Raw genomic sequence first — 26,446 nt, forward strand, 5'->3', positions numbered from 1 at the left:
CAATTACGATTTAACGTAGTTGATGATTTGACCTGCGTAGGATAACCCCCCACCAACACTCATTAAGAGAATTTTACCTGATCGATCAAATAAATCGTCTTCCACCGCTCGAGCTAAGGTATAAAGTATCGATGCACCGCCAATATTGCCAATGGAGTCAGCATCCCAGAGCATTACTTTATTCTGCATCCTAAATTCATCCAATAAGTGATCCATTAATTTGCGATTGACTTGGTGTGGAATTATCCAGGTTATCTCATCCCGTTCTTTTTGCGTAGGTAAAAGCTGATTGATTAACTGTTGATAATGACTCAAGGCCAGAGCCTTCATTAATTGCTCATCACCCACTAAATGATAGCCCACAGAATCAATTTGCTCATGGGTGGGTGGAAAAATACCCTGAGTAGTAAACGCATCGACATACTTCCCCTCAGTAGAAAACAAACATTTTTCAACGCTGAAAGATCCTTGGGGATTTTGTTCAATGAAAATAGAAGCTGCCCCATCTGCCAAACCAAACCAGGTGAGTTCACTTTCAGGATCGATGACTTTTGAGAGAGTTTCAGAGCAGCAGATCAAACAATTTTTGTACCCCAACTGCAATAAGGCATAAGCTAAATGCATAGTAGATAGTGAGGTTGAGCATCCCGTTTTTAGGTCATACGCAGGAAGATTCAATCCTAGTTTTCCCATCACCGCCGCAGCTTGTGAACCAGTAAATCGAGTATTGGTTGTGGAACCCAGCAAAAATGCTTGAATTCCTTGCGGATGGTATCTCTCGATCAATTGAGAAACCACCTTTAGCGCTAATGACTCCGCGTTTAAATGTCTCGATTTATCAAGTGGCTCCCAAGGCTTGTGAGACCAATATCGCTTATGAAAACCGAATTCTTCTCCAATTTTTTCGGCAAATTTAGTTTGAAATGACAGTGATTTGTCAGCTGTTCTTGGAAAATGTCTCAAAATATCAAGGTTTGTAATTGGATCTGAAGACGGTAAAGCTCTGGAAGTCGCCGTGATATTGAAACGCAATTTGGGTTCTAAAATCGTCATAAAAAGCCTTTTATGCACTTGTTATCAATTACACTATTGATTTAATGAGTCAAAATCAAGTAGTGCTGTTAGACACTCTGGATTATTTAACTCTGTCAGGACTTCGCCCCTCCCAAGGCTGAGGAATCGATTCCTATTATAGTGCCCCAACTAATCTCTTCTCTGATGGTCAGTAAGTGTAGGTCCGGCGCTTCGCCTAATGGTGCTGCCTTCGGGGTCATTCGTGAAAGTGGATAGTTCCGTATCCGCTTGCTGACGCGCGCGGCTCGGTTCATTCTTTGCTGTCTGAATCAAATCCTAATCACAGCAGGAGTGAACCGAGCCGCGCGCGTCAGCAAGCGGACCGAGACTGGCCGGATAGATGAACCTAATGACAGCTCTTAAGGCAGCGCCATTAGGCAAGCACCCGATCTTTGGTATAAATGCCCCATTTTAAAATAAGTCGATTCCTCATCCCCCAAGGTCTAGGCAAAAATGGTTTTCATAAGGGAGTTCGATAAAGGAAGTGACCTCATTAAACCCATTTTTTAATGATGAGATTGAGGTTTTTCGTATGTCCTGTTAGTGTTAGGCTATAGTTAAAAATAGTGTTTGCATTTTTATTATTTCAAGGAAGAGCATGCCCCTACAACCTACGAATAATAAATTAATACAATGGATTGATAGACTCATTGACAAGAACAGTTTTCAACCGATTAACACTGCCTCAACGAATAGTCTAAGTCTTGAGGATGAGTGTGAGGTTCTGGCTGGATTAGCAACGGTAAATCAACAGCCAATTGCACTTTATGCCCAAGATAACTCCATAAACCGCGGTTATATCCGTCAAGAAGGCGGAATGAAAATCATTCATATCATGGATAAAGCGAAGGAATTAAACATCCCTATTATCGCGTTATTAGGCTCACCTGGGGTGTACTTAGAGGATGATTTGTTAAGTGGTGATATTTATACTCAAATTTTATCAAGAAACATTCAACTTTCTGGGCAAATACCGCAAATTGCGGTAATCATAGCCCCTACACTTGGCGCACCAGCTTATTCCGCAGTACTTATGGATTTCTTATTTTTTAATAAACACCGCAGTTATTTAATGGTGACTAGTCCAATGGTTGTACAACAAGCCATTGGAGAAAAAACAACCATGGCAGAACTAGGAAGTGCTTCATTGCATGCTACTGTAACAGGAATTGCAGATTTTGTTGCTGATAATGCGACAGTCCAAATCGATCAAGTAAAGACAATGCTGGCCTATTTGCCGTCCAACAGCAGAAATCTCCCACCACGCCATTCCATTCTGGAGCCTACAAAACCGTTACCAGAAATACCCAATAATCCCAAAATACCCTTTAACATGTTGAACTTGATCCATGCTATTGTTGATAATTCTACGACCTCTCTCTATAAACAAAGCTATGGCCAAGCAATGATATGTGCTTTTGTACACATTAATGGCCTAGCTGTAGGAATAATGGCTAACCAGAGCATCCGGTTAAGTGGTGCAATAGATTGCGAAGCAGCCCAAAAAGCGTCTAAATTTTTACGCCTTTGCGACTCTTATTGCATTCCAATTTTAACCTTGATCGATGTACCAGGTTTTATGCCTGGAAAACGTGAAGAGCAAAGAAGTTTGCTTTTGCATGGAGCAAGATTGTGTACAGCGATGCAAACCCGAGTCCCTAGATTAAGTTTAATCGTGCGGAAATGTTATGGGGCTGCTGGCTTTTTAATGATGCAAACCCGTTCACAAAATGGCGATTTAGTTCTGGCATTGGAATCGGCTAATTTAGGTATAATGGATAAGACAACCACAAATAAGGTTCAAACAATTGATGCGCAAACGTCTAATCATAAACAGCAACTAACAAAAGACTCTCCGCATTCATTGGATGACTCATTAGTACAAGCCTACCAACTTGGCCTTATCGATGAGCTTATTAAACCCCATCAAATTCGTTCACGCTTATCTCATCATTTGGAGTTATTATACAAAAAGATGGATAATCTGCCTCCTGCCCGACATTCTATTTTTTGAGGACACCAATGCCCCCCAATCAAAAATGGGTACTACTATTAGAGTCTCTGGAGAATACTTTAGGCAGCCCTCACGATAAGCAGTCCCCTGTTAATTTTGAACAAAGCCTAGACTACGATGAGCATGAAGCTTTGCCCTGGAGTCAAGTGGAGCTCATCCAGAAATGGGGATTCATGGACTATTTAATCCCTGAAAATTTGGGCGGTAAATTGCATGGTTTAGATGATTTATATGGATTAACGAAGCTCATTGCTCGCCGTGATATCACAACAGCCATCGCACTTGGTTTGTCTTTTTTAGCCGCATTACCGACGTGGCTTGCTGGCAGCAAAAAGCAAAAGGAACAATTGGCTGGTCGACTGCGTCAAGGAGAGATTGGCGCTTTTGCTTTAACCGAAGAAGAACATGGTAGCGATTTAACTGCCAACGAAGTAACCGCCATTTCCAATGAACAAGGTTGGGTATTATCTGGTGAGAAGTGGTGTATCAATTTCGCAACCTTAGGTCATTCAGTCACCGTATTGTGCCGAACCCATGAAAAAGCAGGGTTACGTGGATTTTCTTTATTTTACTTTGATAAAAGTAACATTAACCAAGGTTTTTCACCTACTCCAAAGTTGCCAACTCATGGTGTTCGTGGGTTAGACATTAGTGGGTTTTGCTTAGATAAACTGCTTGTACAAAACGATGCTTTAATCGGTAAAGAAGGCAAAGGCTTAGAAATCATTTATAAGACTTTTCAAGTCTCACGCACTTTGTGCGCCAGTTTATCCGTTGGAGGAGCTGATACAGCATTACGTTTAGCCTTGTCGTTTTCACTAAAAAGACAGTTATACAATAAACGGGCATATGATCTTCCAGTTGTAAAACAAAAATTAAGCGAGCTGTTCGTAACTACTCTCATTACTGATTGTATTTCCTTAGTGGTTGCAAGAGCGTCTACAGTAGCACCTGAGTACATGAGCCTATGGTCTGCAGTCATCAAATATTTTGTACCTAAAACCACGTCTGAGATCGTCGAAAACTGCGCAATTATTTTGGGTGCAAGAGCTTATCTAAGAAGTACAGAATGGGGAATTTTTCAAAAAATTCGCCGAGATATTCAAATTGTTGGGTTATTTGATGGTAGTTCACAGGTCAATTTATCGATCATTACAGGTCATTTGCTCGCACAAGCGGAGCTTCGAGATAAATCGACTCTGAAAAAGCCTATGGATATGGATCAATTGTTTAATTTAGAAAAGGAATGTCCTGCATTTGAAGGTGATCAATTTAGCCTATTTACTACGAAAGAGGACCTTGTCCTCTCTGGGATAAAACAACTGCAGTCACAACCTCTCAATAATCTTATTCACCAAGTCGTCAGTGAACTTAAAATGCTTGATGCACACCTCTTAGGATTACGTGATGCAAAAGCGTATGAACCTAGAAGTATAGAAGCTTTTGACTTAGCAGATAAGTATTGTCGACTTTTTGCGGCGAGCTGTTGTTTACAATTTTGGTTTTATAATCAAAAGGCTCTTAGCCAGGAACTACAAAACACTGAGTGGTTGCACCTAGCCGTCGCTCTATTATTAAAAAATACTGCAAAGGGTTTTCACGATGAACAAATTCATGAAAAAATGAGTGACGTTTTACTCTCTTACTTTCAAGACAATAAATTATTTTCAGTTTGTTCTGTGCGGATCAAGGAATAGAAAGGGTATGAATTGGAAAAGATGGCTAATTTCGAAATTAACCCAACAAAAATACAAGCAATTTATTGAAGACACGAAGCATCCTCAACATGCGCGGGCTCGTTTATGGAATGCTGAAACGTTACCATTGATGCAAAAATCTGCTTATTGGAAGCCTATTTTAGAAAAAAATTCTTCTCTCAAATTAGAAGACTTTCCAATCAGTGAATACGAAACCTATGAAAAGGAATTACTTTCCGCTCAAGAAAGTACTATTCAACCTTTTAATGGAGAAAAATTAATTTTTTGGTCTGAAACCTCTGGAACCTCGGGAGTTCGTAAATATTTCCCGATCACTCAATCATTCCAACAACAGTTTCAACGGACCATGGGGCCTTTTGTACATAGTTTAACACAGCGGTTTTCAGGTTTTTTTAAAGAAAAACTTCTTTATCTTGTAGCCGTTGATGCAAACAGGACAACGCCTAGTGGAACACCTTGTGGTTGGATCAGTCATTTTAACTATCGCCACCTACCTCGTTTTATTAAACGATTTTATGCGATGCCTGTCGAAGTTTTTGCGAGCCAGGAAAATTATGAGAACTGGGGACCTGTGTATGCTTTAGCAACCGATCTCAGTGCTATTTTTGCAGTAACCCCTATGGTAATTGATGTTTTTTATGAACGCTGCTCTGCTGGACTTGATGAGTATTTACTGTATTTATTAGGTAAAAAATCCATGCCAAAACACCTCCCAAAACTTAAGATCAGTAGAAAGCGTTTAAACCATTTAAAACAGCTCATTGGAAAAACTCGCCCATCATTTAAAGATCTTTGGCCATCTTTAGAATTATCTGGATGTTGGACATCCGGATTATGTAAGTATCCCGCACAACAACTACAACAGAAAATGGGAAAAGCCATTTGTTTAGTGGATGGAACCTATTCGGCAACTGAAGGCTGGTTGACCGTGCCTTTAGACAATGAACAGCAAGGTGGTGTTTTGCACCCCGGTGCCCATATTGCGGAGTTTATTCCTGAAGGAGATGAGATACATCCGGATAATTTATTGCAATGCTGGGAATTAGATCCCGGGAAAAAGTATGAAATTTTTATAACAACAGCGATGGGTTTTGTGCGTTATCGATTGAAGGATATTGTTTTGTGTACCGGTTATTTGAATAGCGCACCCATTTTGGAATTTTGTTATAAAACGCAGTTATTAAAATTAGAAACTTGCGCACTTACAGGACAGGAGCTGCAAGAGATGTTAATTGCCGTTTCTTTCAGTATGGAGCCCCATTGGTATTTCGCACGAAATAGCCTGGGTGATCGCATTGTGTTAGTTGTCGATGACTTAGCAATTATCCCAGACACGCTGTTAAAGACCATGCATCAAGAGTTAATACGAATTAGCCCTACGTATTCCCACAGCGTAGAACATGGTGAAGTTGCTCCTATTGTTTTATTCCAAAAAGCAAAAGAAGATTTAATCGCCAGTTCGCATGGTCAAACTAAGCCGAAATTGATTTCATATGAGGTGGTTTCAGAAATATAGCTCGGGCGAAGATCCTCAGGACCATAACCCGGGCTTCACTCCTAAAGATCTCCGATCGAGAATGCAATTGTCCAGTTTCGACAATCGCGCTGGAGCATAAACAACATTGTCATTTTAAGCAATCCACTCTTTTTTGTGTTTACGTTACAATAGGCGCAATTAATTCACATTTAATGTGTCCGAATAAAAACAGGACCTACGCAAAACCCCAATCTCTTCGTTAAAAATAGACTTCAATTCAGTTATTTAGTCAGTCTAACATCGCATTATCTCAGACGCGTTGCATGTTCTGTCTTATTTTCTTTAGCATTTCAAGTGCTATAGTCTCATTGACAGAATGAGTTTTTTCTAATTCAGATAATAACATTTGTGTTAAAATAGGAATTTCTTCATTTTGTGCTGCAACCGATAACACTATGTTTTTTATGTGTAATTTCATATGACTATGAACAATGCCCTCTGAAACAAGAGCATTTAAAGCGGCAAAATTTTGTATTAACCCTACTGCTGCTACAATTCGAGAAAGTTCATCTGCATGACTTACGCCAAGTATTTTAAGACAAATCGTTGCTATTGGATGGATTCGTGTTACCCCCCCTACTACGCCAAGTTGTAATGGAATTAGAATTTCTCCATGCAAATGGCCATTATTCATTTCCCATTTAGTAATTGAACTGTACTGTCCATTTCGTGCTGCATAAGCATGAACCCCAGCCTCTACAGCTCGCCAATCATTTCCTGTGGCAATCAAGACCGCATCAATCCCATTCATAACGCCTTTATTGTTTGTTGCTGCTCGGTATGGATCTAGTTGAGCAAACAAAGAGGCTTCTTCTATTCGTTTTCCTAACACCGGGTCGATGTTGTAAATCACTGCATTTGCTGCTGTAAGTTTTTGGTCTGCTAAATTGGATAAGATGCAAAGCGAGACCTCTTCTCCAGTGTGTGATTCAATTAACTCCCTTAAGAACTCACAGGCCTGATTAATTCGGTTTGCTCCCATGGAATCAATCGGATCGATTAATACATGCAAAATACCCATAATTTTCTTATCTGGGCGCTCTAGTTTACGCACAGTAATATCTGCAGCACCACCACCACGTTTGAAAAGAGAGTTCAGGACGGCCTGATTTACCTCGTGTAGAAAAAAAGCCTTTTTATCATTTATCTTTTTGTCAAAGTCTAGAGGATCATTTAGGCATGCAATTTGAATTTGACCTATAGCATATTTCCCTAAAATAGTAGTGCTTAAATTTCCATTAAGAGTGACTTGTTTGGCTGCTTTATTAATTCCTGCAATGACTGAGTGTTCTTCAGTGACCATTGGTATTACAAACCCTTTTCCATCTATGCAAAAATTGACAGCTACACCCAATGGAATACCGAACCAACCAATTGGATTTTCAATGAGCGCGCTTAGTAACTCTTCATTGGTTGTGCCACCACCAAGCAATTTGAGGGCGCTTTCCTGATCTAATACACCCATATTAATTAGGCACTCGAGTTTTTTCTCTTGAGTTAATTTTGAGAATCCTTCCAAAACCCTGACTTTTGATTTAAATTTGCTCATGTTATGCCTTGCCTATGTACTACTTTTTTAATCCGGTATTAACCCATTGAATTAGGGAGCGTCCTAATACAACCAATTTATTGTTCCAATTTAATTTAGTTTTATTACGATCAATTATTAACTGTGGTTCTTTGCAAATTTTATTGAAAACACACCAGTAGTAATTCATAAGTATTAAAAAAGTTAAACGGCCACGGTCTAAAAATTTAGCCAAAGGAAACGCTCGCTGATAATACAGTTTTGTCAAATCAATCAATTTTTGTTTGGCTTTGATTTGGTTATCAATCGGTATATTGATTAAATCGCCTGGTTTTTTAAGATTAGTCCCTAGCAAATCAGTTGGAATATATACTCTGTCTAAATTTAAATCGTCAATTGGGTCGCGTAAAATATTAGTTAGTTGTAAACTAATCCCACAAATCACCGCGAGTTGATCCGTTTCATCTCCAAACAAACCAAAAATATTAACAAATATTCTTCCTACGGATGAGCCAGCTGCCAATTTACAGTAATCCAACAACTCCTCTTCAGTATGATAAATTTGCTTCTGTAAGTCTTGTCTTTGGCAAAAAATCATGTCATCAAAACAGTTTTTGTTGAGTTTAAAACGATTAATTGTATCGATTAGTGCTGGCCAAAAAGGCTCAATGCAATCTTCAAGACATGGACTACTCTGCCAGATGCTATCCGTTTTCTTTTCAACTTGATCCAACTCACTGATCCGCTCGGCAATGGGCTTGTCTGCAGTATCCGCGATATCATCAACATAGCGCATCCATGCGTAGACCGCAAATAAAGCCTTTTTAAAGTCCTTTTGTACAAAGCAAAGACCGAAATAAAAGCTGGAGTTTTTTTTCGTGATTTCAGAGCAGTACTTATAAGACTCCTCTAGGGATAACTCAATTGAGTGCTTAATTTCTTTTTTAGTGAGATTCATTACGATTCCGAAAAAAGAAAAAACTCCTGCGCAATATGTATATTTATAGCACATTCAAACGATTTATATCGACCACTACGCTAAAGACTGTGCCACTGCAGAAAGATCCCTAGCTCGTGACGACGAGGGGAGCTTACTTGTTCTATACTTAGTTAAGCTTAGATTATGCAATGAACGCAATGAAAGACGATGCCGTACAAAAAGATAAGTTGGTCAGAGAAATATACCAACATTCAGATGAGAATTTCCCAATTCTTTCTTGGTTCATGGAGCCTAATAAAAAAAGGGCACTTATGGCTATCTATGGGTTCTTAAGGATTGCAGACAATCATGCAGATAACTTTTCAACGTCTATCCAGGAAAAACTGAATCGACTTAATGAGTGTGAGGAGCAACTAAGAATTTGCTATCGCCATGCAGCAGAAAAGCCATTGTATGTTAGTTTGCAAAAAGCGATAGAAGTTTATGAGTTACCGATAGAGCCATTTCTTAAATTATTGCAATCATTTCGTAATGATGTTATTAAAACAAGATACCAAACCTTAGACGATTTACTGGCTCAATGCCAATTATCAGCTGATCCAGTAGGTCAACTGCTGCTGTTGGTTTATCAGATAAATGATGAAGAAGCGTTGCCTTATTCCAATGCAATCTGCACTGCGTTTCAATTAATTGATCATTGGCAAGATATTCGCGACGATTTGAGAGCGGATAGATTGTTTATTCCCTTAAATCTTCTTAAGCAATTTCAACTTAAGGAAGAGGATTTGAACAATTGTCATGATGGTTACGTGCTTGATGGACTTATTGGGCATCTTATTGCCTTAACAGAAAATATACTTGATCAAGGTAAGCCACTAATGACCATGACAAAAAATTGGCCATTCTCCTTTCACTGTAGCTTAATTTGGCTATCCGGAAAAAGACTACTGAAAAAAATGGCTCGAAATAAGACGACTATTTTAAATACTAAAACAAAGTTGAATAAAATCGATGCGATAGCGATCCTATTTAAGGCTCTTATTATCCAAGAACCATTACATTGGCTATTTAAATTGAACTCTACTAAACTCAAATCAATGTGACTCAGTATGAAAACAATGGATAATAATTCGGTCATTTTAATCACTCCGAACGATGAGGTACTCGGTACAATTGATAAAATGATGGCCCATCGCTTCGCAATGCTTCATAGAGCTTTTTCTGTATTTGTATACAGAATGATCAAAGGCAACATGGAGTTGCTGTTACAACAACGGCAAATGGATAAATATCATTGTGGTGGACTGTGGACTAATACATGTTGTTCTCACCCTACCCCCGGAGAGGAACTTGTTGCTGCTGGAGAGCGTAGGCTTTTGGAAGAAATTGGAGTACAAACCAAACTTAGTATTCTTGGTAAATTTCATTATGTTGCTAGCTTAGATAACGATCTTTTTGAAAATGAGTTGGATTATGTATTAAGCGGACTATTGGATGCTGCCGAGATCCCATTTAATAGAGATGAGGTGAACGCAGTTAAATGGGTTTCAATCAATGATCTGCATGATTGGTTGGCAAAAAAGCCTGAAGAATTTACGCCATGGTTTTGTAAGGCGTTAACTGTTTTTTTGAACAACGTAGGCAAGCTGTGAAATAGCGTTCTTTTCAAGAACCAACCTTTAAAAATCTCGGTTAATAATGTATCGCGATAATCCCTCTAAACAAGGATTAAAACATCCCGCTTTTTTTAAAAACTCAATTGCTTCCTCATACAGTTGATCCCTTCTTTCTTTTGCACGCCTCATGCCTACTAATACAGGATAAATGGGTTTATTCATGTCGATGTCTTTGTTTTGGGTTTTGCCTAATATTGACGTGTCGGTTTCAATCCCAATAATATCATCATGAATCTGAAAGGATAAACCAATACTTTGACCATACTTTGTTAAGTTAACTAATACGTGTTCATCGTTACAGTTCGCTGCATAGACAGCCAATTGAATACAGGCAGTGAGTAAGGCACTGGTTTTCATTTGATACATGCTCTCAACTTCGTTGACAGTTACTCTCTGGTTGACCATTTCAATATCTAATTCCTCACCACCAATCAATCCTCTCGAGCCAATTGATCTTGCAAGGACTCTTATCATTTTCAAAACATTATCTGGATGCACACTATCCAGACTTGAAATTATTTCAAAAGCCAGGGTATGTAGGGCATCACCGGCTAGAATTGCTGTGGCTTCACCATAAGCTACATGACAGGTAGGAACACCTCGCCGCAAATAATCGTTATCAATTGCTGGTAAATCGTCATGGATTAACGAATAGGTATGAATCATTTCTATTGCCGCAGAAACCATAGAGAGTATTTGATCATCGGCATGAAGCTGATTTCCAATTGCAAATATAAATGCCGGTCTTAACCGTTTGCCACCATTTAAGACTGAATATCTCATTGCTTGATGTAATTTGGTTGGATGAGTTGACTCTGAAGGAAGCTGTTCATTTAAAATGAAATTCACTTTTTCCTTGCATGAGTTGAGATATTTAATTATGTCCATTTAAGTACCCCATATAACCGTGTTCAATGCTTGAGTTTAAAGCATTGCTTATTGAGAATTAACTTACTCATCCAAAGGATATAGTTTTATTGGAAAATCTGGGGGAGGATTGTCTTTCCACAAGCTAAGAACATGACCTCCATACCCTGCTCCGACTATTTTGGTTGCTAATGCGTGTTCTTTAAGAACCAAAACATGATCATTCAACTTAGGGGACACTAATCCCCACTCATAATAGCATTCATTCCCGAGATTCAAACCATTTATAAGCAATGACAAGCCTAGATTGTCTTCTCTCATAAGCGCTTCTTTGACTAACGTGGTTGCTAACCTCATTTTATCGTCAATTTGTTGTGCTTTCTCTTTGTCGCTATCGCGGAGATTCTTCACTTTTTCAACACAACTTTTAGTGATAGAAGTCACCTCTGAGTTACTTAAATACAACTTGGGCTTCCATAGAGGTGTTATCGATGCAATTTCATGCGAGGAATAGTAAATGATCAACTTATTAGACATTACCCCTGCAATATCGACTCCACTGGACTGGCCATGAAAAATTCCTTCCAATTTCACCGCAAATTCAAATATCTCAGATGGTTTTATCCATTGTTGATTTGCTACCCATTGTGCCACAGCCACACTTATGGCGGCTGAAAAACCTAAGCCCCCACCAATAGGAATCGTGTTTCTAATATTGAAATAGCCCTTAAGATTTGCGGGGTTCCTATTTAATAAATCCAAGGCATGATTTACAACCGGCCATAGCAGAACTTGTAGAGAATTATGTCCCTCACCGGATATCGTAGCGGTGGTCTTTATTTCAGCAGGTACGTATTCTAAACTAAAGTGATAACTCATTAACGGAGATACTAGAGCGAATCCACCTCTCTGTATAACATGTTCTCCAGCAATAATGCATTTTGCTGGAACTCGGGTGCGAAATGACATTTACAGTCTCAACTTTACCATCATCTTACTATATTATATACAATATGAGCAGACTTTACGAAGTATCGGCGAGCTATTAATACAACTAGAGCCTCTCTCCGCCAGGCCGAGAGAGGCTTGCATTAATGGTGCACGTAGTAAACCTCAACTGCCTCTCGAACATGATAATCCTCATTCCTCGCAGGTCCACTCCCTCACGGCTGAGGGATCGACTCATTTTATAGTCCCTCGGCTAATCTCTTCTCTGATGGTCAGTAAGCGTAGGTCCGGCGCTTCGCCCAATAGCGCTGCCTTAAGCAGCGCTTTTCGTGAAAGCGGATAGTTCCATATCCGCTTGCTGACGCGCGCGGCTCGGTTCACTCCCTACTGTGACTAGGATTTGATGCAGACAGCAAAGAAGAAACCGAGCCGCGCACGTCAGCAAGCGGAGCGATGCAGGGCGTATAGAAGAACCTAATGAAACCGCTTAAGGCATCGCCATTAGGCGAAGAACCCGAATTTGGGTATAAATACCCCATTTAAAAAATGAGTCGATCCCTCAGCCTTGGGGGTCGATTATTATGAAGCAAAGTTAGTTCATAAACAGAAGGGAAATACCAACCTCCATAGCAACCAGTCGATTGTGATATTGGGTAGAGAGGGTGTACCATCCTTCATGCCTTCCTTCTGGAGCATTTGATTTGCTCAGGACTTCTAAACAACTGGAATAATGAATTGGAAATACTAAGCCACTTGAAAGTGCTTTTTTTAAACCACGTTGTTTTGTGTAGGATTATCATCAGGTTCAAAATCGTCTTCGGATAACGAACTGCCAGATTTTAGTTGCGCGTTGGGTCCTCTCACCGGAGGTGTTATCTCCTTTTTAGTAGTAGGTTTGATATCGAACCCCTTAACCATGCTTTCATAGCTTCTGGAGCTTGTTAAAACGCCTTCCTTCTTGTCTGGAGGCTTTGAGGATTCGACCTCCTTTTCTGTTTCAGAGCTACAAACTGCTTTGAAACTGGTAACCGGTGAAATAAATACTCGAACGGCTAAATTACCCCCCTTGAACAAACCTTGTAACCCATAAGCCACTAACAAGAACAAGCTTCTTAAAGACTGAGTGACCGCATTCGTTGGACACCAAGCAATTAAAGCATTTTTAATGTAATTCGCAGTTTCTGATAAGAAATTTAACAGGAACTCCGTTGGCAATTTAATCAAGCTGTGTACAGGAATAAAGATAAAGCCCAAAAGGCCAAAATAGAGTGCTTTTTTAGTCCAACCAGATTCTTGAGGATAACCTAGGAAATAATGTTGAAATCTTTTGGATTGCCTATTTTTCTGGCTTTCCAAAGGCATATAGGTATCTATCCAGGCTTTTTTAATAAAATCTAAATAGCTACTTTTGATTTTGTTTTGTTGTTCAATCGAAGCCACAGGTTTCCTAAGAATCCTAGCAGCCCTTAGTACTGGGCTGTCAGTGGTACTGTTCAATAGGTTGTCTCTGTTGATTTCCTGATGGTTTTTCAATAAAGCTTTAGCTGCTTCTAGATTTGCTGCAGTGTGGTAACCGCAAGAAACTCCATCGAAAAAGGATTGAGTGCCTAGTGTATTATAGCTTACCTGCAGTGTTTTTTGCCCAAACTCAATCGAGGTTTCTGTGTGATAATTTGGAAGAATTGATAACGCCAAACCACCCAATATTGCAGCTACAGTATTAATTTGCTGGTAAAAAAGCTTCTGAACATTGCTGGTTTTAGAGTCAAAAATGGTAACTCGTAGTTGGTCTTCATCATAATTTTGCGGGGGGAAATGGGCCGTGACAATATGTTGTTCGGTGGCTCCTGGTCCAACTAGTCCACAAAGGACATTGTAGTCATTAAAGCTCCCTTCATCCAATTCGATACAAGCTTTTAAAGAATTGATAAGTTCAACTGTGCTGGCGGAGGAAACAGGTTGGGTAATAACAATAGTCTTATTGACTTTGTCAATAGTATATCCAATTGGATTGCTTACTGTATTTTTCTTGTTTTCAGCAGCAATAGTACAAACAGGCTCGTGACCTAGATAGTCCTTTAACACCATCTCACTGTCTATATTGCTCAGTACTTGATAACCAGGCATTTCCCAGAACTCTTTGTTTGCACATATTGTATTTTACACAACCTGTATTAAATCAACATTAAATGGAAGGACTGTTTCTAAAAAACACTTTATGAGCGACTCTGAGTTTCAGAGAAACGATAGAACTAAAAAAAACGAATTGTTTTTCAATTGGATTAGGTACTAAAATAACCAATTAACTGTTCAGAATCGATAATGCGAACACCGAATAAAAAAGCCCCCATCAAGAAGACTCAATTTCCTATATCTTTGTTGATAGTCATTGACCTGATTTCTGTGATGTTAAGCCTCATGCCTAGCGTGGCTGCACTCTCAATTACAGGTCTTTTTTTATACTATACGTTTTCTAAAACTTGGTTTGCACTTGTACTTGCCCCCTTTGTGTTGCTTCTATCGTTCATTTTAATCATTGCTGGCCTTAGAGTATGCTTACCCAGACTTAAGGCTGGTCGTTATAAACGAGAATTAAACAAGGCAATGCTGTCATGGTTTTGCCATTTTGCATTATCAAGAGCCGCAAAAATTGCAGGACTTATTCATTTATTGCAATCCTTTAACACGTTAAAATTTCTCTATTGGCGCGCATTAGGAGTAAAGGTGTCTTTCCAAATCATGAACTCCTTCGACATCGATTTAGTCGATTGTCCATTGATCACTATCGGTAAAGAGGTTACTTTAGCGAGTCAAGTCTCGATTAGCTGTCATTCAGATGTAGGAAATTATCTATTTCTGTCTCCAGTTGTCATTGAAGAGAATGTCTTTGTGGGTATGGCAACAAAGATTGGCCCCGGAACAACCATTAAAAAAGGCGCATGGATTGGCTATGGCAATGCTTTAATCAATCAAACCATTGAAGAAAATGAGAAAGTTGGCAATGTACGACCAATTCCAGAATAGGTTTCTCCAAAAGATAGTCTTACCCGTTCTGTTTTGTCAATAAACGTCTTTTTAGCATAGAAAAATTAGCAAAGTTCTAGAGTGCATTGTAGTATTGAATTCTATCTTATGTAGATGGGTAGCTTTTTTTTAACTAGAGGTATACATTTGTACTCAAATTGTTTTATGGATAGAGCTTATGATTTCATTGACGACTTACTGGCAACAATTTAAAGATTGCATCGATTGTATTCGCGTAGAAAATGCAAGTGAACATTTTCTAAATCAATTGCGTACTGCAAATGATTTAATCACAGCAGGCATGACTATTGAAACGCTGGGAATTACAGCAATTAAAGGAGTAGGAAGCCAATTAGCAGAAATCGCCAAAAATTTTAATCATGAAGTTTCCATTCCTGCGCCACCTGATGTTTACCGCTTTTACCTTCCCAAAATCATTGAAACCAATGGATTAATTTTAGCCATTACCTACTACCAACACTTAAGCAACTATCAACATGTTCAATATCAGGGAAGCATTACATTCTTTAGAGGAACAGTAGAAAAAGGCGTCGAAGAAAAGAAAATAAAAACGAAGTTTCAAGCCTCTGCAATGCTGAACGAAATTAGAGATTACTGCAAAAAAAACTCAATCAATCTGAATGAATCTGAACTCCTCAGAAAGCAAGAAGAGTCAGCAAAAGAGTACATGACACGTATTATTAAAACCTATTCCCCCCCTCCTGAAACTAAGATTGAAAACAAATCCCCACCCAAGGTCGTGCAAAAAAGTGAATTACAAAAACTTGGAGAGTGCCTTGAAATTCTTAAATCCAAAGAAATGGAGTTGCAATCAAAAATAGACTCTCTTGCAAAAAAATTAATCGAGTATCGCCAATCAAGTCACCAGTATTTGGAGTTAAATAAGGAGTGGAATGACAAATCCTTCGTGACCAAATTTTTTGTCTGGCTAATGTCTTGGTTTAAAAAAGATACATTCATACATCAATTGGCTGAAGCCCAAAAAAAACACGACACAGCAACACTTGATCTGAATAATGAGTTTATGCCCTATTCCTCTCCTGAAAATTATCAAACCGTTTTAAAAATACAAATAAGAGCCTTACACAGTGAATACGAAGACACCAAAAAACATATGGAACAAATCTCCCTCGAACAATTCAAAAATGATCTTAAACAACAGTTGCCCCCCAAGGCACCAGATAGCCAAGCAATACCATTAACGCATCAACAATTAACAACCACTGTATGTCCGGTGAGAAAAGACTCTTCTTATAGAGAATCAAACTCTTACAGCCTCTTTAACGAGTATGCTCCCAGCAAAGAAACGATGCTATCTGTCGGCGTAGCAATAGCCGCTGTTGCTTATGAGAGCTTAAGATCGACTTGTTAACGATCCCATATTTTATTAAACAGGGATGGCGGTATGATCTGACCAAAACCTAGTTGCAGAGCCCGTTCAACCAACTGTGAACGGCTAGCACACCTCAACTTGTCCTTTAGAAGATTAATGCGATCTTCAATGGTTCGATGAGATCGCTTTAGGATGAAGGGGCTCTGATTCAGTTGTCATTCGCTGCCCTTTAAACGATATTGGCTTACAAGCAAACCAAACCTATGCCTGCTTCTTGTTTCCTGGTGAAAGCGTCAAGATTGAATTAAAACAGCCGTATTTTAGTCAAGGAGCACATGGTACTTATGCTTTGCTGTTTTAGGATGTGGCTTAAAACAGTTGCATGAATTTATAGAGTCTAGAGCTAGCTCTGAGTTCGAGCGTAATCTCAGAGCTACTGATTAAAATTAGACTCTAATTGAATAGATTTAGTTTATTCTCACAATTAAAAGCAGGAAGCTTAGTCTCATTATGTACGTCAAAAAATGAAAATGTGTTTTTAGCCTGAGAAAGAAACAGCCTTTCCCAGTTGTCCAAGGCGTTAACTGCTGCTCTATGTTCTTTGGGGTTCCGAATGGTTGCACCAAAGGAATCGGTTGCAGCCCAAAACTGCATTCTTTTTCGGAGAGTACTTAGAGAACTTATTTCATGTGAGGCAATCATTTCACGCATCTGATCTTCGGTAAACTCAGCATACGCAGGATCCTGTTTATATTTCTTTGCAAAATACTCTTTTTCAACAGTACTTAATTTACCAAACAATTCCTTTAATTGGTCATTGATGTAATCAATTTCTTTCGGAGTAGGAATCACTTTATCTATATGCGCCCGTTGTTTAAACGGCCCAAAGAAGACGTTAATGCGATTTACAAACTGAGTTATTGCCTCGAGTGTTGCATGGCCATTCTCAGCACGTAATTGATATAAATCAGAACTTAAAAGTTCGCTTAGAGCCTCGTATTGAATCATTGTGAATCTTATTAGTTAGATAGAGCCATATTATATCATAAAATACATAATTAATGATCTTTTTGATTTTTTTGCACACAACAATTTCCGCCCCCTTACGATCCCGGATCGGTTGGTACTGAAATTAAACCGAGCAGCGACCGTCAGGGAGCGGATGAATCCAAACACAATAATTGCTACTTCCTATATTGCATGGCTTCTCGATGTCTTAGACTGTCTTCTTTTGTATTTTTTGAAGAAAGTGGAAACAAACTTACCTCTCTAGGTGCCTGGAGATTGAGATCAAGGCGAGTTTTTTGGTATTGCTCACAGATCTCTGATTGAATTTCCGTAGGCAACACCCCGATAGTCCCATACACTTTCATATTACCACTTGGCTTTTTGTTCTTGGGAAATGCCTTAACTATAGACACAGCTTCTAATAAATCATCCACAAATTGCTCTTTAAAATTAGGCATTAAAGTATGAACATGGGTCAAACAAATATGAAATCCATCAGGGTTCTGTAATAAGTTCAACTTCCACCCTTTTTTGTCAAGCTCATCGGCGATTAAATGGGCGTTTAGTGTATCACTACGAAAACCGAGTACTGACCATTTAGGATCTCCATAGATGCTGATCTCTTTATTACTAAGGACTCCGTATTTCATTAATTGCTCATTGAAGTGGGTTTGGATAGACTCTCTTAAGTGTATGATATTTTCAGCAATCTCTTGATATCGCTCGCGACCATAATAAGACATAGTGGCGTACACTTCAGCAACTCGCGCGCCGCTGGTAGAACCATCTAAAATGCCTGGAGTAGCGTATAAACCACCACTCCAATTCAATGCAGCATAAACTGACAACGCTGGAGAATCTTCACTAAATAAGCAAAATGACGTGCCTTTTGAGCAATAACCATATTTATGCGTATCTGCAGAAATTGAAGTTACTCCAGGTACGCGAAAATCCATAGGATCTGTAGAAGTATCTAAGAATGCAGTTAGAAAGCCACCTAAGCAAGCATCTACGTGAAAAGGAACATTCTTTTTTCTCGCCAACTGGCCTAATTTCGAAATAGGGTCATTGATCCCATACATAAATGATGGGGCTGAACCAACCATTACCGCCGTGTTTGTAGAAATATATGAAGCCATCACATCGGGATCAACAGCTCCAGTTTTTTTATCCACTGGGACCACTATCAAAGTGGCTCCAGTTAGCTTTGCTGCCTTCTTAAATGCCGCATGTGCTGTTTCAGGGACAACAATTTCTGGATAGGCAATACCTCTTGCTCTGGCCTGTATAACATAAGCTGCCATAGCTTCAATAATACTTGTTGTACCGCCGTGCGTTAATAAACCATAGCCTTTCTTAGAGCCATGGAATAAATGTTGACACCAACTAATAATCTCTGCCTGCATGGCATTGATCCTTGGCCATTTATCATGCATAGGATTGGTTAATTCGGTTGCTCCATAGGTCTCTTTTAATAATTCCACCAGTTCTCTAGGGTGCGTCGTATAAAGAGCCCCTGAGTCCTTCCCATCTCCCTTTTTTAATATAAATTGTCTATCAGGATGTTCGTTGTCTATCCTATCGAAGCGATAAGTGCATTTCTTACCTTCAATCTCAAACTCCTTAAGAATTTGTTCCGGAGGGACCCCCTCTTGAGGCATTTCTTCTTGTAGATTCATTTCAGAACGCTGAACCTTAATTTTTTCTTTCGTTGACTCCAGATTTTTTTCAAGCTCTTTGTCAACTCTGGATCGAACCCCTGGCAAATTTTTAGCTAGATCATACGCAGTATCAATAATCCTTTGTTTCATACTGACCGAATTACGACTTCGATACGCTCTTAAAATCCAAGGATTTTGATATTGATTATAAAGAAAATAGAGTAATGCTGTTCCGAAAATAAGCTGGCTGGCAGGGGTGTCCTGGAGATTTTCATCGATTGTTGTGATTGCACTGGAAACCAAATCTGCTAGAAATCCAAACATTGTGTAACTCCTTTTTAACAAAGTGAGGAAGTATACTCAGTTTGATTTCATAAATACATACAAGAAAACCCCAAATGAGGTTGCACCTCCAAAATGGGTACGTACTTCAGTGGGGTCAGTCCCTGAGGAATCGACTCATTGTTTAAAATGGGGCATTTATACCAAAGGTCGGGTGCTTCACCTAATGGCGCTGCCTTAAGCGGTGTCATTAGGCTCTTCTATACAGCCAGCATCGGTCCGCTTGCTGACGCGCGCGGCTCGGTTCCTTCTTTGCTGTCTGAATCAAATCCCAGCCACAGCAGGGTGTGAATCGGTCCGCTTGCTGACGCGCGCGGCTCGGTTCCTTCTTTGCTGTCTGAATCAAATCCCAGCCACAGCAGGGTGTGAATCGGTCCGCTTGCTGACGCGCGCGGCTCGGTTCCTTCTTTGCTGTCTGAATCAAATCCTAGCCACAGCAGGGTGTGAATCGGTCTGCTTGCTGACGCGCGCGGCTCGGTTCCTTCTTTGCTGTCTGAATCAAATCCCAGCCACAGCAGGGTGTGAATCGGTCCGCTTGCTGACGCGCGCGGCTCGGTTCCTTCTTTGCTGTCTGAATCAAATCCTAGCCACAGCAGGGTGTGAATCGGTCCGCTTGCTGACGCGCGCGGCTCGGTTCCTTCTTTGCTGTCTGAATCAAATCCCAGCCACAGCAGGGTGTGAATCGGTCCGCTTGCTGACGCGCGCGGCTCGGTTCCTTCTTTGCTGTCTGAATCAAATCCCAGCCACAGCAGGGTGTGAATCGGTCCGCTTGCTGACGCGCGCGGCTCGGTTCCTTCTTTGCTGTCTGAATCAAATCCTAGTTACAGCAGGGAGTGAACCGAGCCGCGCGCGTCAGCAAGCGGATACAAAACTATCCCCTTTCTTATCCATTACTTGTTTGAGAAACTTACCTTGGAGTTATACTCCACATACATACTTCTAAGCCATCAACAGCTCTGTCAAACTCATTAAAAACACGGTGAGATTGAATGGGTTTTACAAGTTCTTTAGGGATAAATACTGCATCAATGTCGGCATTTTTTTGCATGTGTCCCGCAACATCGATGATACGATCACTAAATTCTTCGAGAGGTGTCGACAAATCATAATAAACAAAGCCTGAGTTAATACCACAACGCAAATGAAAATCGGCTTTCATCAGTTTTGTCTTATTAAATTCGTTCAAACTAATGATGATGTCCCTCGCTGTGTCTACAGCGTCTTCTGTCCTATTAAAACAGGCCATGACCCCATCAGGTGTCCAAGCGGCTTTTAGGTAACCATGTTTGATAAATTTTGAAAGAATAAAATTATGGTATTGATTAAAATCACTCTCAACAACAACAGGATCTTCCCCCTGCTTCATCCCGGTTGAATCAACAACATCTATCGCTAAAAAGGACAAATACCTACCTGTTTTTTCTAACTCTTGTTTTAATTTAATGAAGTCATTCAACAATTGTTTGCGATTTTTTCCTTTAAAATTACTGGAGTCTTCCATTGTTTTTTCGATATTGCTGATCAACTGTAAGTGATTGTTGGTTTTTACAGTACTCTTGAACCTAAGAAGTTGTTTTCTCATTCGGATCTGATTCACTCTGTCTTCTAGCTCTTTAGTAAGCTTAGCGAGGACTAGTAATACTATAAAAGTAATTAGTCTTGACGCATCCCTTCCAACAATTTGCGTTGGTATTGCGCTTTTTACTGTGGCGTTGAGTTGTTTATCGATTTGAATAGGGTATTTCAAATAGGAGAATGAGCTTACATTGGCAATAAAAGGTTTTATAAAGCCAAATAGGGTCACAATGATTAGACAAAAGATGAGTAATCGAAGTCCTTTTACCAGGTAAACCATGCCAGCATGAAAAATTTGCATTTCAATCAGCCTAACAAAGTGCTTACCAACTAATTATAGCGCAATATCATTTAAAATTTTCATAATGAGGACGGAACCTAATGGGATCCGTCTACTTGAGCATTGACATTCAATTTAGGATGAGACTGATGTTTTCCTAAGTCCTGTCATAATGAAAACGGTGAACCCAATTTTTTTCGAACAGCATTCTGATAAACAACCTCAGCAACGCTTAGATCTTGAATGGCTAAACCAACGGATTTAAACACGGTCAGTTTCTTCTTATAGTCCCCCTCTTTCTCTAACAACCAATGACCAATTTCAACAATATCCTCTCTGGGTAGAATACCTGCCTCAACGGCGCTTACTATCTCACCCGCTTCAGCTAAAGCTGCACCCAATTGATCAACGACAACCACTGCCTTGCCCAATACCGAATTAGCCACTTCCTTCATGTCTTTTGTATGAGAACCAATCGCATTAATATGGGCATCTGGTTTTATCTCATTAAAGTGAATTAAAGGCTCAGTACTGCTTGTGGCCGTACAAATAATATCAGCATCTTTAATTGCTAATTGAATCGATGAACAAACCTGAATATCAAACTTTCCAGCAACCTTCGTGGCGAAAATAGCAGCGTTTTTTTGGTTTCTAGACCAAATGGAGACTTGTTTAATTGGTCTCACTGCAGCAACAGCCTCTAGTTGGGTGACAGCTTGAATCCCAGAACCGATAATGGCAACATGGCTTGCTCCTTCCTGCGAAAAATACTTTGTTGCCAAGCCAGAAACTGCTCCCGTTCTCAGCGCAGTTAAGTAAGCAGCATCCATCAATACTTTTGCTTCTCCTGTAGCAGCGTCCAATAAAAGAATACATCCAGTAATACTTGGTTTATTGTTGAGAAGATTATTGGGGAAGATGGACACAAGTTTTAAACCTAACACTTTATCCGAGGCAAGATACCCCGGCATCGCTAAGGTAAGTGCATTCTCTTCTTCAACAGGAATTCCTGTCCTTAAGAGCAAACGCACTTTATTTTCAGCCAATTGAGTAAACGCTCTTTCCATTGCATCTATGGCTTGCTTCATGGTAATGCATTGTTTTACCTCGTCTAAGGACAATAATTTTAAGCTCATGGCTACTCACTTTCAGGGAAAATTGTACAGGACTTACAAAAACTCCAGATAAAAATAATAACAAAAATTGGCGAGTATTAGCGAGAGGTGATAAAGTTCTAGTTTGCTAAGACAGGACTTACGAAAAACCCCAAGGTCGAGGCCACTATCAATGTCAATGAAGATATTTAGATGCTCTCAATGAATGAACTGACGATTAGTGTTAACGAAGAAATGGGGCGTTTTTCGTAAGTCCTGTAAGATTGAGTAAGTTTCATGTTCAATACCTATAATGGAATGCCCAAAGGAGTTAAATCTCTATTTTTTATACAGGCCTTTTCTACGTTTGCCTACGCAGTGCTCTATTCTTCTTTAGCGCTTTATTTGAGCAAACAAATCGGATTAACCCCCTCTAAAGTGAATCAAGTCGTTGGCTTGTTTCTTAGCTTTAACTACATTTTACAATTGCTTGGCGGCTTAATAGGTGGGCGTTATCTGAGCAACAGAGTTCTGTTTCTATTAACCAGTTTGATACAAATTCTAGGTTTAATCGTATTAGTCTTCGCCTACCAGTCATTGCTATATCTTGGATTAAGTTTATTTTTAATTGGCTGCGGTCTTAACTTTACTTCGTTCAATAGCATGCTCACGCAGCAATTTACCCCCGGTGACTCAAGACAATCTGGCGCTTTTTTCCTGAGCTATGCCGTAATGAATATAGGCTTTTTTGCAGGCTATACAACGAGTGGTTTTTTCGATTTTTCAAACCAATATCAACTCCTATTGGGCATCTGCATCGTTACGAACGCACTGTCTATACTGTTTTTATCAGGCAGTTGGTATCACTTAGGTGATCGCGATACCCCTTTAACAGGGCTGTATAATAAAACTAAAATTGCAGTCAATCGGTCAAAGGCGATGATTCTTTTGCTACTGCTTATTCCTGCGATGTACATAGGTTTTCACTTGTCGTTAATCAGTAATATTTTAATTTTAACAACTAGCCTAGTTATGTTTGTCCTCCTATTTATCTTTGGATTAAAGCAAAACTCAGCCGATAACAAACACTCTATTTTCGTTTATTTAATCTTGGCACTCGGATCCATTGCTTTCTGGACCATTTATCTAACGGGTCCAATGGGCGTCACGCTTTTCATCAAGCAAAACGTGAATCGAGAGTTGCATGGGATTGAATTTGCAACGCAATGGCTCAGAAACATCAATCCGATGATGATTATTTTATCTGCTCCAATTGGAGCTTGGATTCAGTCCAAATTAAAATCGAAAGACATCCAGCTTACGGTAGCTGTGCATTTTTCATTTGGATTTTTATTCCTCGCATGCTCTTTTGTTTGCTTGTTTATAGGAATACATGACGCAAATGCAGCTGGTTATACTTCTGTGTATTGGGTAATAGCTCATATGACGTTGCAAGGTTTAGCCGAATTAATGATTGGCCCTATTGGATTAGCATTGGTAGGTCAAATTGCACCCATTCGAATGCAAGGAGTTATGCTGGGATCTTGGATGTTATTTTCCGGCGTTTCAGCCACCTTCGCCCAATACATTTCAAACTCCATGCTGCAATCTGAACGTCTTGACCCGCTTAGCTCTAATCCCGATTTTTTTCTAGTGTTTCAAAAATTGGCAGTATACTCCCTATTGGGAGCAATCCTGTTTTATTTGATATCTAATCGCTTACAGCAATCCGGCAATGCACTAGCTCAAAGCTCCTAAAGCCATTAACTGCTGCTTACTCTTGCGAAAACGTTCGGTGTTTGTGTCCACTAAGGTAACATGACCAAGCTTGCGATTAGGCCGGGATTCTTTACCGTATTGATGATAATGGGCTCCAGGGATATTCAGACACTGGTTTATTGAAGGCATCTCACCTATGCAATTCAACATAAAAGAATGTCCAATTGCCTCAGTACTTCCTATTGGTAAGCCAAAAATAGCCCTTAAATGATTTTCAAATTGACTCGTACAAGCCCCTTCTAGTGTCCAATGGCCTGAGTTATGTACTCTTGGCGCCATTTCATTCACAAGCAATTGCTTTCCATCATAGAAAAACTCCACACTAAGAACACCCACATAGTCTAAGGCAGTTAAAATAGCGGTTACTATGCCTTCCGCTTCTTTTTGAAGGTGTGGTTTGTCCACAGGAACTTCAGACCAGCGTAAAATCCCCTCTTTGTGATGATTGCGAACTAGTGGATAAAAACTAATTTTTTTCTCTTTGTTTCTTACACCAATTAAAGACACCTCAAATTCAAAGGGTATCAATTGCTCGACTATCAACTCTTGATCTCGAAGGGTTTGCCAACCTCTTTCTAAATCAACCTGCGATTTAAGAACACACTGCCCTTTGCCGTCATAACCAAGTCGCCTGGTTTTTAATATGGCATGGCCTAATTCTGAATACGCTTGTTGTAACCTTTCTTTTGAGCTCACATCATAAAAGGCAGCGGTTGGAATGCTCAGTGATTTCAGAAATTGTTTCTCTAATAATCGATCCTGAGATACTGCTAAAGCCTTAACGGAAGGATAAAACGTTTTACTTTTAGTAACGTATTCAACACAAGACAAAGGAATATTCTCAGTCTCGATGGTCACGTAATCCGCATTTTCCAAAAGCTGATCCAAGGCTTTTTCATCCGTTAAAGGGGCTGTAATTACCTGAGTCACTTCGCTTGCACAAGCCTCAGAACTTGGATCCAAACAAATGGTGTGTATTCCAAGTGGATGTGCGCTTAGTGACAACATCCTTGCTAATTGTCCTCCACCTAAAATTCCAAGTTTCATAGGGAGTCCTTCTGTGGATTAGGGTTGTTCAATACTTTTTGCGTTTGCTCTTGACGGTAGGCTTGCAACCTTTGACGTACATCCACGTATTTATTCCCAAGTATGGCTGCAGCAAATAAAGCAGCATTGATAGCCCCTGCTTTACCTATTGCTAAAGTACCCACTGGAATTCCTGCGGGCATTTGCACGATTGACAATAAAGAATCGACTCCATTGAGCATATTTGAAGGAACAGGCACCCCCAAAACAGGTAAGCTGGTTTTGGCCGAAACCATGCCGGGAAGATGAGCTGCTCCACCGGCACCTGCGATAATGACCTCAAATTCATTTTTCTCAGCATGCTCAGCAAATTGAAAAAGTTTATCTGGAGTTCGGTGTGCGGAGACAATTTCAGCATGATAGCTGATGTTTAAAGCCTCTAAGGTCTCCACGGTATGTGACATAATCTGCCAATCACTTTGCGAACCCATGATAACCGCCACTAGTTTTTTATCACTCACCTTCATCACTCCTAGAACATGATGCTTTCAATTTAAGGTGACTAGTTTATCCTAGAAAGCACAAATTTAATAATTTTATGGATGGATACCGTTTCACGACGTTGAGGAAGTGATATAAAGAAAATAATGGAGACCGACCCTGAGGAATCGACTCCTATTATAGTGCCTCAACTAATCTCTTCTTTGATGGTCAGTAAGCGTAGGTTCGGCGAAGCAGATAGTTCCGTATCCGCTTGCTGACGCGCGCGGCTCGGTTCACTCCCTGCTGTGACTAGGACTTGATTCCGACAGCAACGAAGGAACCGCGCCGCGCGCGTCAGCAAGCCGACCGATGCGGGCCAGATAGATGAACCTAATGACACCCCTTAAGGCAGCGCCATTAGGCGAAGCACCTGACCTATGGTATAAATGCTCCATTTTAAACAATGAGTCGCTCCCTCAGGGACTGCCCCCACTGGGGTCAGTCCTCGTCATTTGCCC

General features: G+C 40.0%; 20 protein-coding genes. 8 read left to right on the forward strand and 12 right to left on the reverse strand.

The window, feature by feature from the left end; all coding sequences use genetic code 11:
- Nucleotides 1-3: 3 nt before the first annotated feature.
- A complete protein-coding gene (locus Lwal_RS13310; RefSeq protein ID WP_058481298.1) occupies nt 4-1,053 on the reverse strand; it encodes a 3-oxoacyl-ACP synthase III family protein in 1,050 nt (349 codons plus the stop codon).
- A 619-nt stretch (nt 1,054-1,672) separates the two neighbouring features.
- Between Lwal_RS13310 and Lwal_RS13315 the strand changes: the two genes are divergently transcribed.
- From Lwal_RS13315 to Lwal_RS13325, 3 genes are read left to right on the forward strand one after another with little or no spacing between them, the layout of a single operon-like run.
- Nucleotides 1,673-3,088, forward strand: a complete 1,416-nt coding sequence (locus Lwal_RS13315) for a carboxyl transferase domain-containing protein (protein ID WP_058481299.1) — start codon at nt 1,673-1,675, stop codon at nt 3,086-3,088.
- A gap of 8 nt (nt 3,089-3,096) precedes the next feature.
- On the forward strand, nt 3,097-4,785 hold the full coding sequence (locus Lwal_RS13320; RefSeq protein ID WP_058481300.1) for an acyl-CoA dehydrogenase family protein: 1,689 nt from the start codon (nt 3,097-3,099) through the stop codon (nt 4,783-4,785).
- 7 nt (nt 4,786-4,792) lie between these two features.
- Nucleotides 4,793-6,322: a GH3 family acyl-acid amido synthetase gene (locus Lwal_RS13325; protein ID WP_058481301.1), complete on the forward strand. Its 1,530-nt coding sequence runs from the start codon at nt 4,793-4,795 to the stop codon at nt 6,320-6,322.
- A gap of 271 nt (nt 6,323-6,593) precedes the next feature.
- Here Lwal_RS13325 and Lwal_RS13330 read toward each other — a convergent pair whose 3' ends face one another.
- Entirely contained in the window at nt 6,594-7,892 is a 1,299-nt protein-coding gene (locus Lwal_RS13330) for a hydroxymethylglutaryl-CoA reductase, degradative (protein WP_058481302.1), read from the reverse strand.
- 19 nt (nt 7,893-7,911) lie between these two features.
- Nucleotides 7,912-8,829 carry a phytoene/squalene synthase family protein gene (locus Lwal_RS13335; RefSeq protein WP_058481303.1) on the reverse strand — a complete coding sequence of 306 codons (918 nt, stop codon included), beginning with the start codon at nt 8,827-8,829 and terminating at the stop codon, nt 7,912-7,914.
- A 170-nt stretch (nt 8,830-8,999) separates the two neighbouring features.
- On the opposite strand from Lwal_RS13335, the gene Lwal_RS13340 reads away from it, so the two are divergent.
- Both Lwal_RS13340 and idi read left to right on the forward strand, forming a co-directional pair.
- Complete coding sequence (locus Lwal_RS13340) at nt 9,000-9,914, forward strand: squalene/phytoene synthase family protein (protein ID WP_083500107.1); 915 nt, start codon at nt 9,000-9,002, stop codon at nt 9,912-9,914.
- A gap of 6 nt (nt 9,915-9,920) precedes the next feature.
- Entirely contained in the window at nt 9,921-10,463 is a 543-nt protein-coding gene (gene idi, locus Lwal_RS13345; RefSeq protein WP_058481305.1) for an isopentenyl-diphosphate Delta-isomerase, read from the forward strand.
- Between the two features lie 27 nt (nt 10,464-10,490).
- Here idi and Lwal_RS13350 read toward each other — a convergent pair whose 3' ends face one another.
- The 3 genes from Lwal_RS13350 to Lwal_RS13360 form a co-directional block, all read right to left on the reverse strand.
- Nucleotides 10,491-11,375 carry a polyprenyl synthetase family protein gene (locus Lwal_RS13350; protein ID WP_058481306.1) on the reverse strand — a complete coding sequence of 295 codons (885 nt, stop codon included), beginning with the start codon at nt 11,373-11,375 and terminating at the stop codon, nt 10,491-10,493.
- A 63-nt stretch (nt 11,376-11,438) separates the two neighbouring features.
- A complete protein-coding gene (locus Lwal_RS13355) occupies nt 11,439-12,323 on the reverse strand; it encodes a mevalonate kinase family protein (protein ID WP_058481307.1) in 885 nt (294 codons plus the stop codon).
- Between the two features lie 747 nt (nt 12,324-13,070).
- Complete coding sequence (locus tag Lwal_RS13360; RefSeq protein ID WP_058481308.1) at nt 13,071-14,429, reverse strand: hypothetical protein; 1,359 nt, start codon at nt 14,427-14,429, stop codon at nt 13,071-13,073.
- A 195-nt stretch (nt 14,430-14,624) separates the two neighbouring features.
- On the opposite strand from Lwal_RS13360, the gene Lwal_RS13365 reads away from it, so the two are divergent.
- Both Lwal_RS13365 and Lwal_RS13370 read left to right on the forward strand, forming a co-directional pair.
- Nucleotides 14,625-15,326 carry a hypothetical protein gene (locus tag Lwal_RS13365; RefSeq protein ID WP_058481309.1) on the forward strand — a complete coding sequence of 234 codons (702 nt, stop codon included), beginning with the start codon at nt 14,625-14,627 and terminating at the stop codon, nt 15,324-15,326.
- A 178-nt stretch (nt 15,327-15,504) separates the two neighbouring features.
- Nucleotides 15,505-16,719 carry a hypothetical protein gene (locus Lwal_RS13370; protein WP_058481310.1) on the forward strand — a complete coding sequence of 405 codons (1,215 nt, stop codon included), beginning with the start codon at nt 15,505-15,507 and terminating at the stop codon, nt 16,717-16,719.
- A 414-nt stretch (nt 16,720-17,133) separates the two neighbouring features.
- Here the strand turns inward: Lwal_RS13370 and Lwal_RS13375 are convergent, their stop codons facing one another.
- From Lwal_RS13375 to Lwal_RS13390, 4 genes are all read right to left on the reverse strand, one after another.
- Nucleotides 17,134-17,688 carry a hypothetical protein gene (locus Lwal_RS13375; protein ID WP_058481311.1) on the reverse strand — a complete coding sequence of 185 codons (555 nt, stop codon included), beginning with the start codon at nt 17,686-17,688 and terminating at the stop codon, nt 17,134-17,136.
- A 176-nt stretch (nt 17,689-17,864) separates the two neighbouring features.
- Nucleotides 17,865-19,673 (reverse strand): pyridoxal phosphate-dependent decarboxylase family protein, encoded by a 1,809-nt coding sequence (locus Lwal_RS13380; protein WP_058481312.1) that lies wholly within the window; start codon nt 19,671-19,673, stop codon nt 17,865-17,867.
- Nucleotides 19,674-20,598: 925 nt separating this feature from the next.
- Nucleotides 20,599-21,567, reverse strand: a complete 969-nt coding sequence (locus Lwal_RS13385; protein ID WP_058481313.1) for a hypothetical protein — start codon at nt 21,565-21,567, stop codon at nt 20,599-20,601.
- A gap of 146 nt (nt 21,568-21,713) precedes the next feature.
- A complete protein-coding gene (locus Lwal_RS13390; RefSeq protein ID WP_058481314.1) occupies nt 21,714-22,682 on the reverse strand; it encodes an ornithine cyclodeaminase family protein in 969 nt (322 codons plus the stop codon).
- Between the two features lie 255 nt (nt 22,683-22,937).
- On the opposite strand from Lwal_RS13390, the gene Lwal_RS13395 reads away from it, so the two are divergent.
- On the forward strand, nt 22,938-24,398 hold the full coding sequence (locus Lwal_RS13395; protein WP_231950961.1) for a peptide MFS transporter: 1,461 nt from the start codon (nt 22,938-22,940) through the stop codon (nt 24,396-24,398).
- On the opposite strand, the gene Lwal_RS13400 is transcribed toward Lwal_RS13395, so the two are convergent.
- A complete protein-coding gene (locus tag Lwal_RS13400; RefSeq protein ID WP_058481315.1) occupies nt 24,381-25,466 on the reverse strand; it encodes a 5-(carboxyamino)imidazole ribonucleotide synthase in 1,086 nt (361 codons plus the stop codon). The two genes, Lwal_RS13395 and Lwal_RS13400, sit on opposite strands and share 18 nt — an antisense overlap.
- Nucleotides 25,463-25,936, reverse strand: coding sequence for a 5-(carboxyamino)imidazole ribonucleotide mutase (purE, locus tag Lwal_RS13405; RefSeq protein ID WP_231951059.1), 474 nt, complete (start codon nt 25,934-25,936; stop codon nt 25,463-25,465). The genes Lwal_RS13400 and purE overlap by 4 nt, the downstream gene beginning before the upstream one ends.
- Nucleotides 25,937-26,446 lie beyond the last annotated feature (510 nt).

The sequence above is a fragment of the Legionella waltersii genome (assembly GCF_001468085.1).
In the GTDB taxonomy this organism is placed as follows: domain Bacteria; phylum Pseudomonadota; class Gammaproteobacteria; order Legionellales; family Legionellaceae; genus Legionella; species Legionella waltersii.

Bases quoted from the DNA above. Each gene is read 5' to 3' on its own strand.
- Lwal_RS13350 (WP_058481306.1), bottom strand. From the start codon at position 11,375: ATGGACATAATTAAATATCTCAACTCATGCAAGGAAAAAGTGAATTTC.
- Lwal_RS13320 (WP_058481300.1), top strand. From the start codon at position 3,097: ATGCCCCCCAATCAAAAATGGGTACTACTATTAGAGTCTCTGGAGAAT.
- Lwal_RS13335 (WP_058481303.1), bottom strand. From the start codon at position 8,829: ATGAATCTCACTAAAAAAGAAATTAAGCACTCAATTGAGTTATCCCTA.
- idi (WP_058481305.1), top strand. From the start codon at position 9,921: ATGAAAACAATGGATAATAATTCGGTCATTTTAATCACTCCGAACGAT.
- Lwal_RS13360 (WP_058481308.1), bottom strand. From the start codon at position 14,429: ATGCCTGGTTATCAAGTACTGAGCAATATAGACAGTGAGATGGTGTTA.
- Lwal_RS13330 (WP_058481302.1), bottom strand. From the start codon at position 7,892: ATGAGCAAATTTAAATCAAAAGTCAGGGTTTTGGAAGGATTCTCAAAA.
- purE (WP_231951059.1), bottom strand. From the start codon at position 25,936: ATGGGTTCGCAAAGTGATTGGCAGATTATGTCACATACCGTGGAGACC.
- Lwal_RS13310 (WP_058481298.1), bottom strand. From the start codon at position 1,053: ATGACGATTTTAGAACCCAAATTGCGTTTCAATATCACGGCGACTTCC.
- Lwal_RS13370 (WP_058481310.1), top strand. From the start codon at position 15,505: ATGATTTCATTGACGACTTACTGGCAACAATTTAAAGATTGCATCGAT.
- Lwal_RS13355 (WP_058481307.1), bottom strand. From the start codon at position 12,323: ATGTCATTTCGCACCCGAGTTCCAGCAAAATGCATTATTGCTGGAGAA.
- Lwal_RS13385 (WP_058481313.1), bottom strand. From the start codon at position 21,567: ATGCAAATTTTTCATGCTGGCATGGTTTACCTGGTAAAAGGACTTCGA.
- Lwal_RS13365 (WP_058481309.1), top strand. From the start codon at position 14,625: ATGCGAACACCGAATAAAAAAGCCCCCATCAAGAAGACTCAATTTCCT.
- Lwal_RS13380 (WP_058481312.1), bottom strand. From the start codon at position 19,673: ATGTTTGGATTTCTAGCAGATTTGGTTTCCAGTGCAATCACAACAATC.
- Lwal_RS13400 (WP_058481315.1), bottom strand. From the start codon at position 25,466: ATGAAACTTGGAATTTTAGGTGGAGGACAATTAGCAAGGATGTTGTCA.
- Lwal_RS13375 (WP_058481311.1), bottom strand. From the start codon at position 17,688: ATGATTCAATACGAGGCTCTAAGCGAACTTTTAAGTTCTGATTTATAT.
- Lwal_RS13390 (WP_058481314.1), bottom strand. From the start codon at position 22,682: ATGAGCTTAAAATTATTGTCCTTAGACGAGGTAAAACAATGCATTACC.
- Lwal_RS13315 (WP_058481299.1), top strand. From the start codon at position 1,673: ATGCCCCTACAACCTACGAATAATAAATTAATACAATGGATTGATAGA.
- Lwal_RS13340 (WP_083500107.1), top strand. From the start codon at position 9,000: ATGAACGCAATGAAAGACGATGCCGTACAAAAAGATAAGTTGGTCAGA.
- Lwal_RS13395 (WP_231950961.1), top strand. From the start codon at position 22,938: ATGTTCAATACCTATAATGGAATGCCCAAAGGAGTTAAATCTCTATTT.
- Lwal_RS13325 (WP_058481301.1), top strand. From the start codon at position 4,793: ATGAATTGGAAAAGATGGCTAATTTCGAAATTAACCCAACAAAAATAC.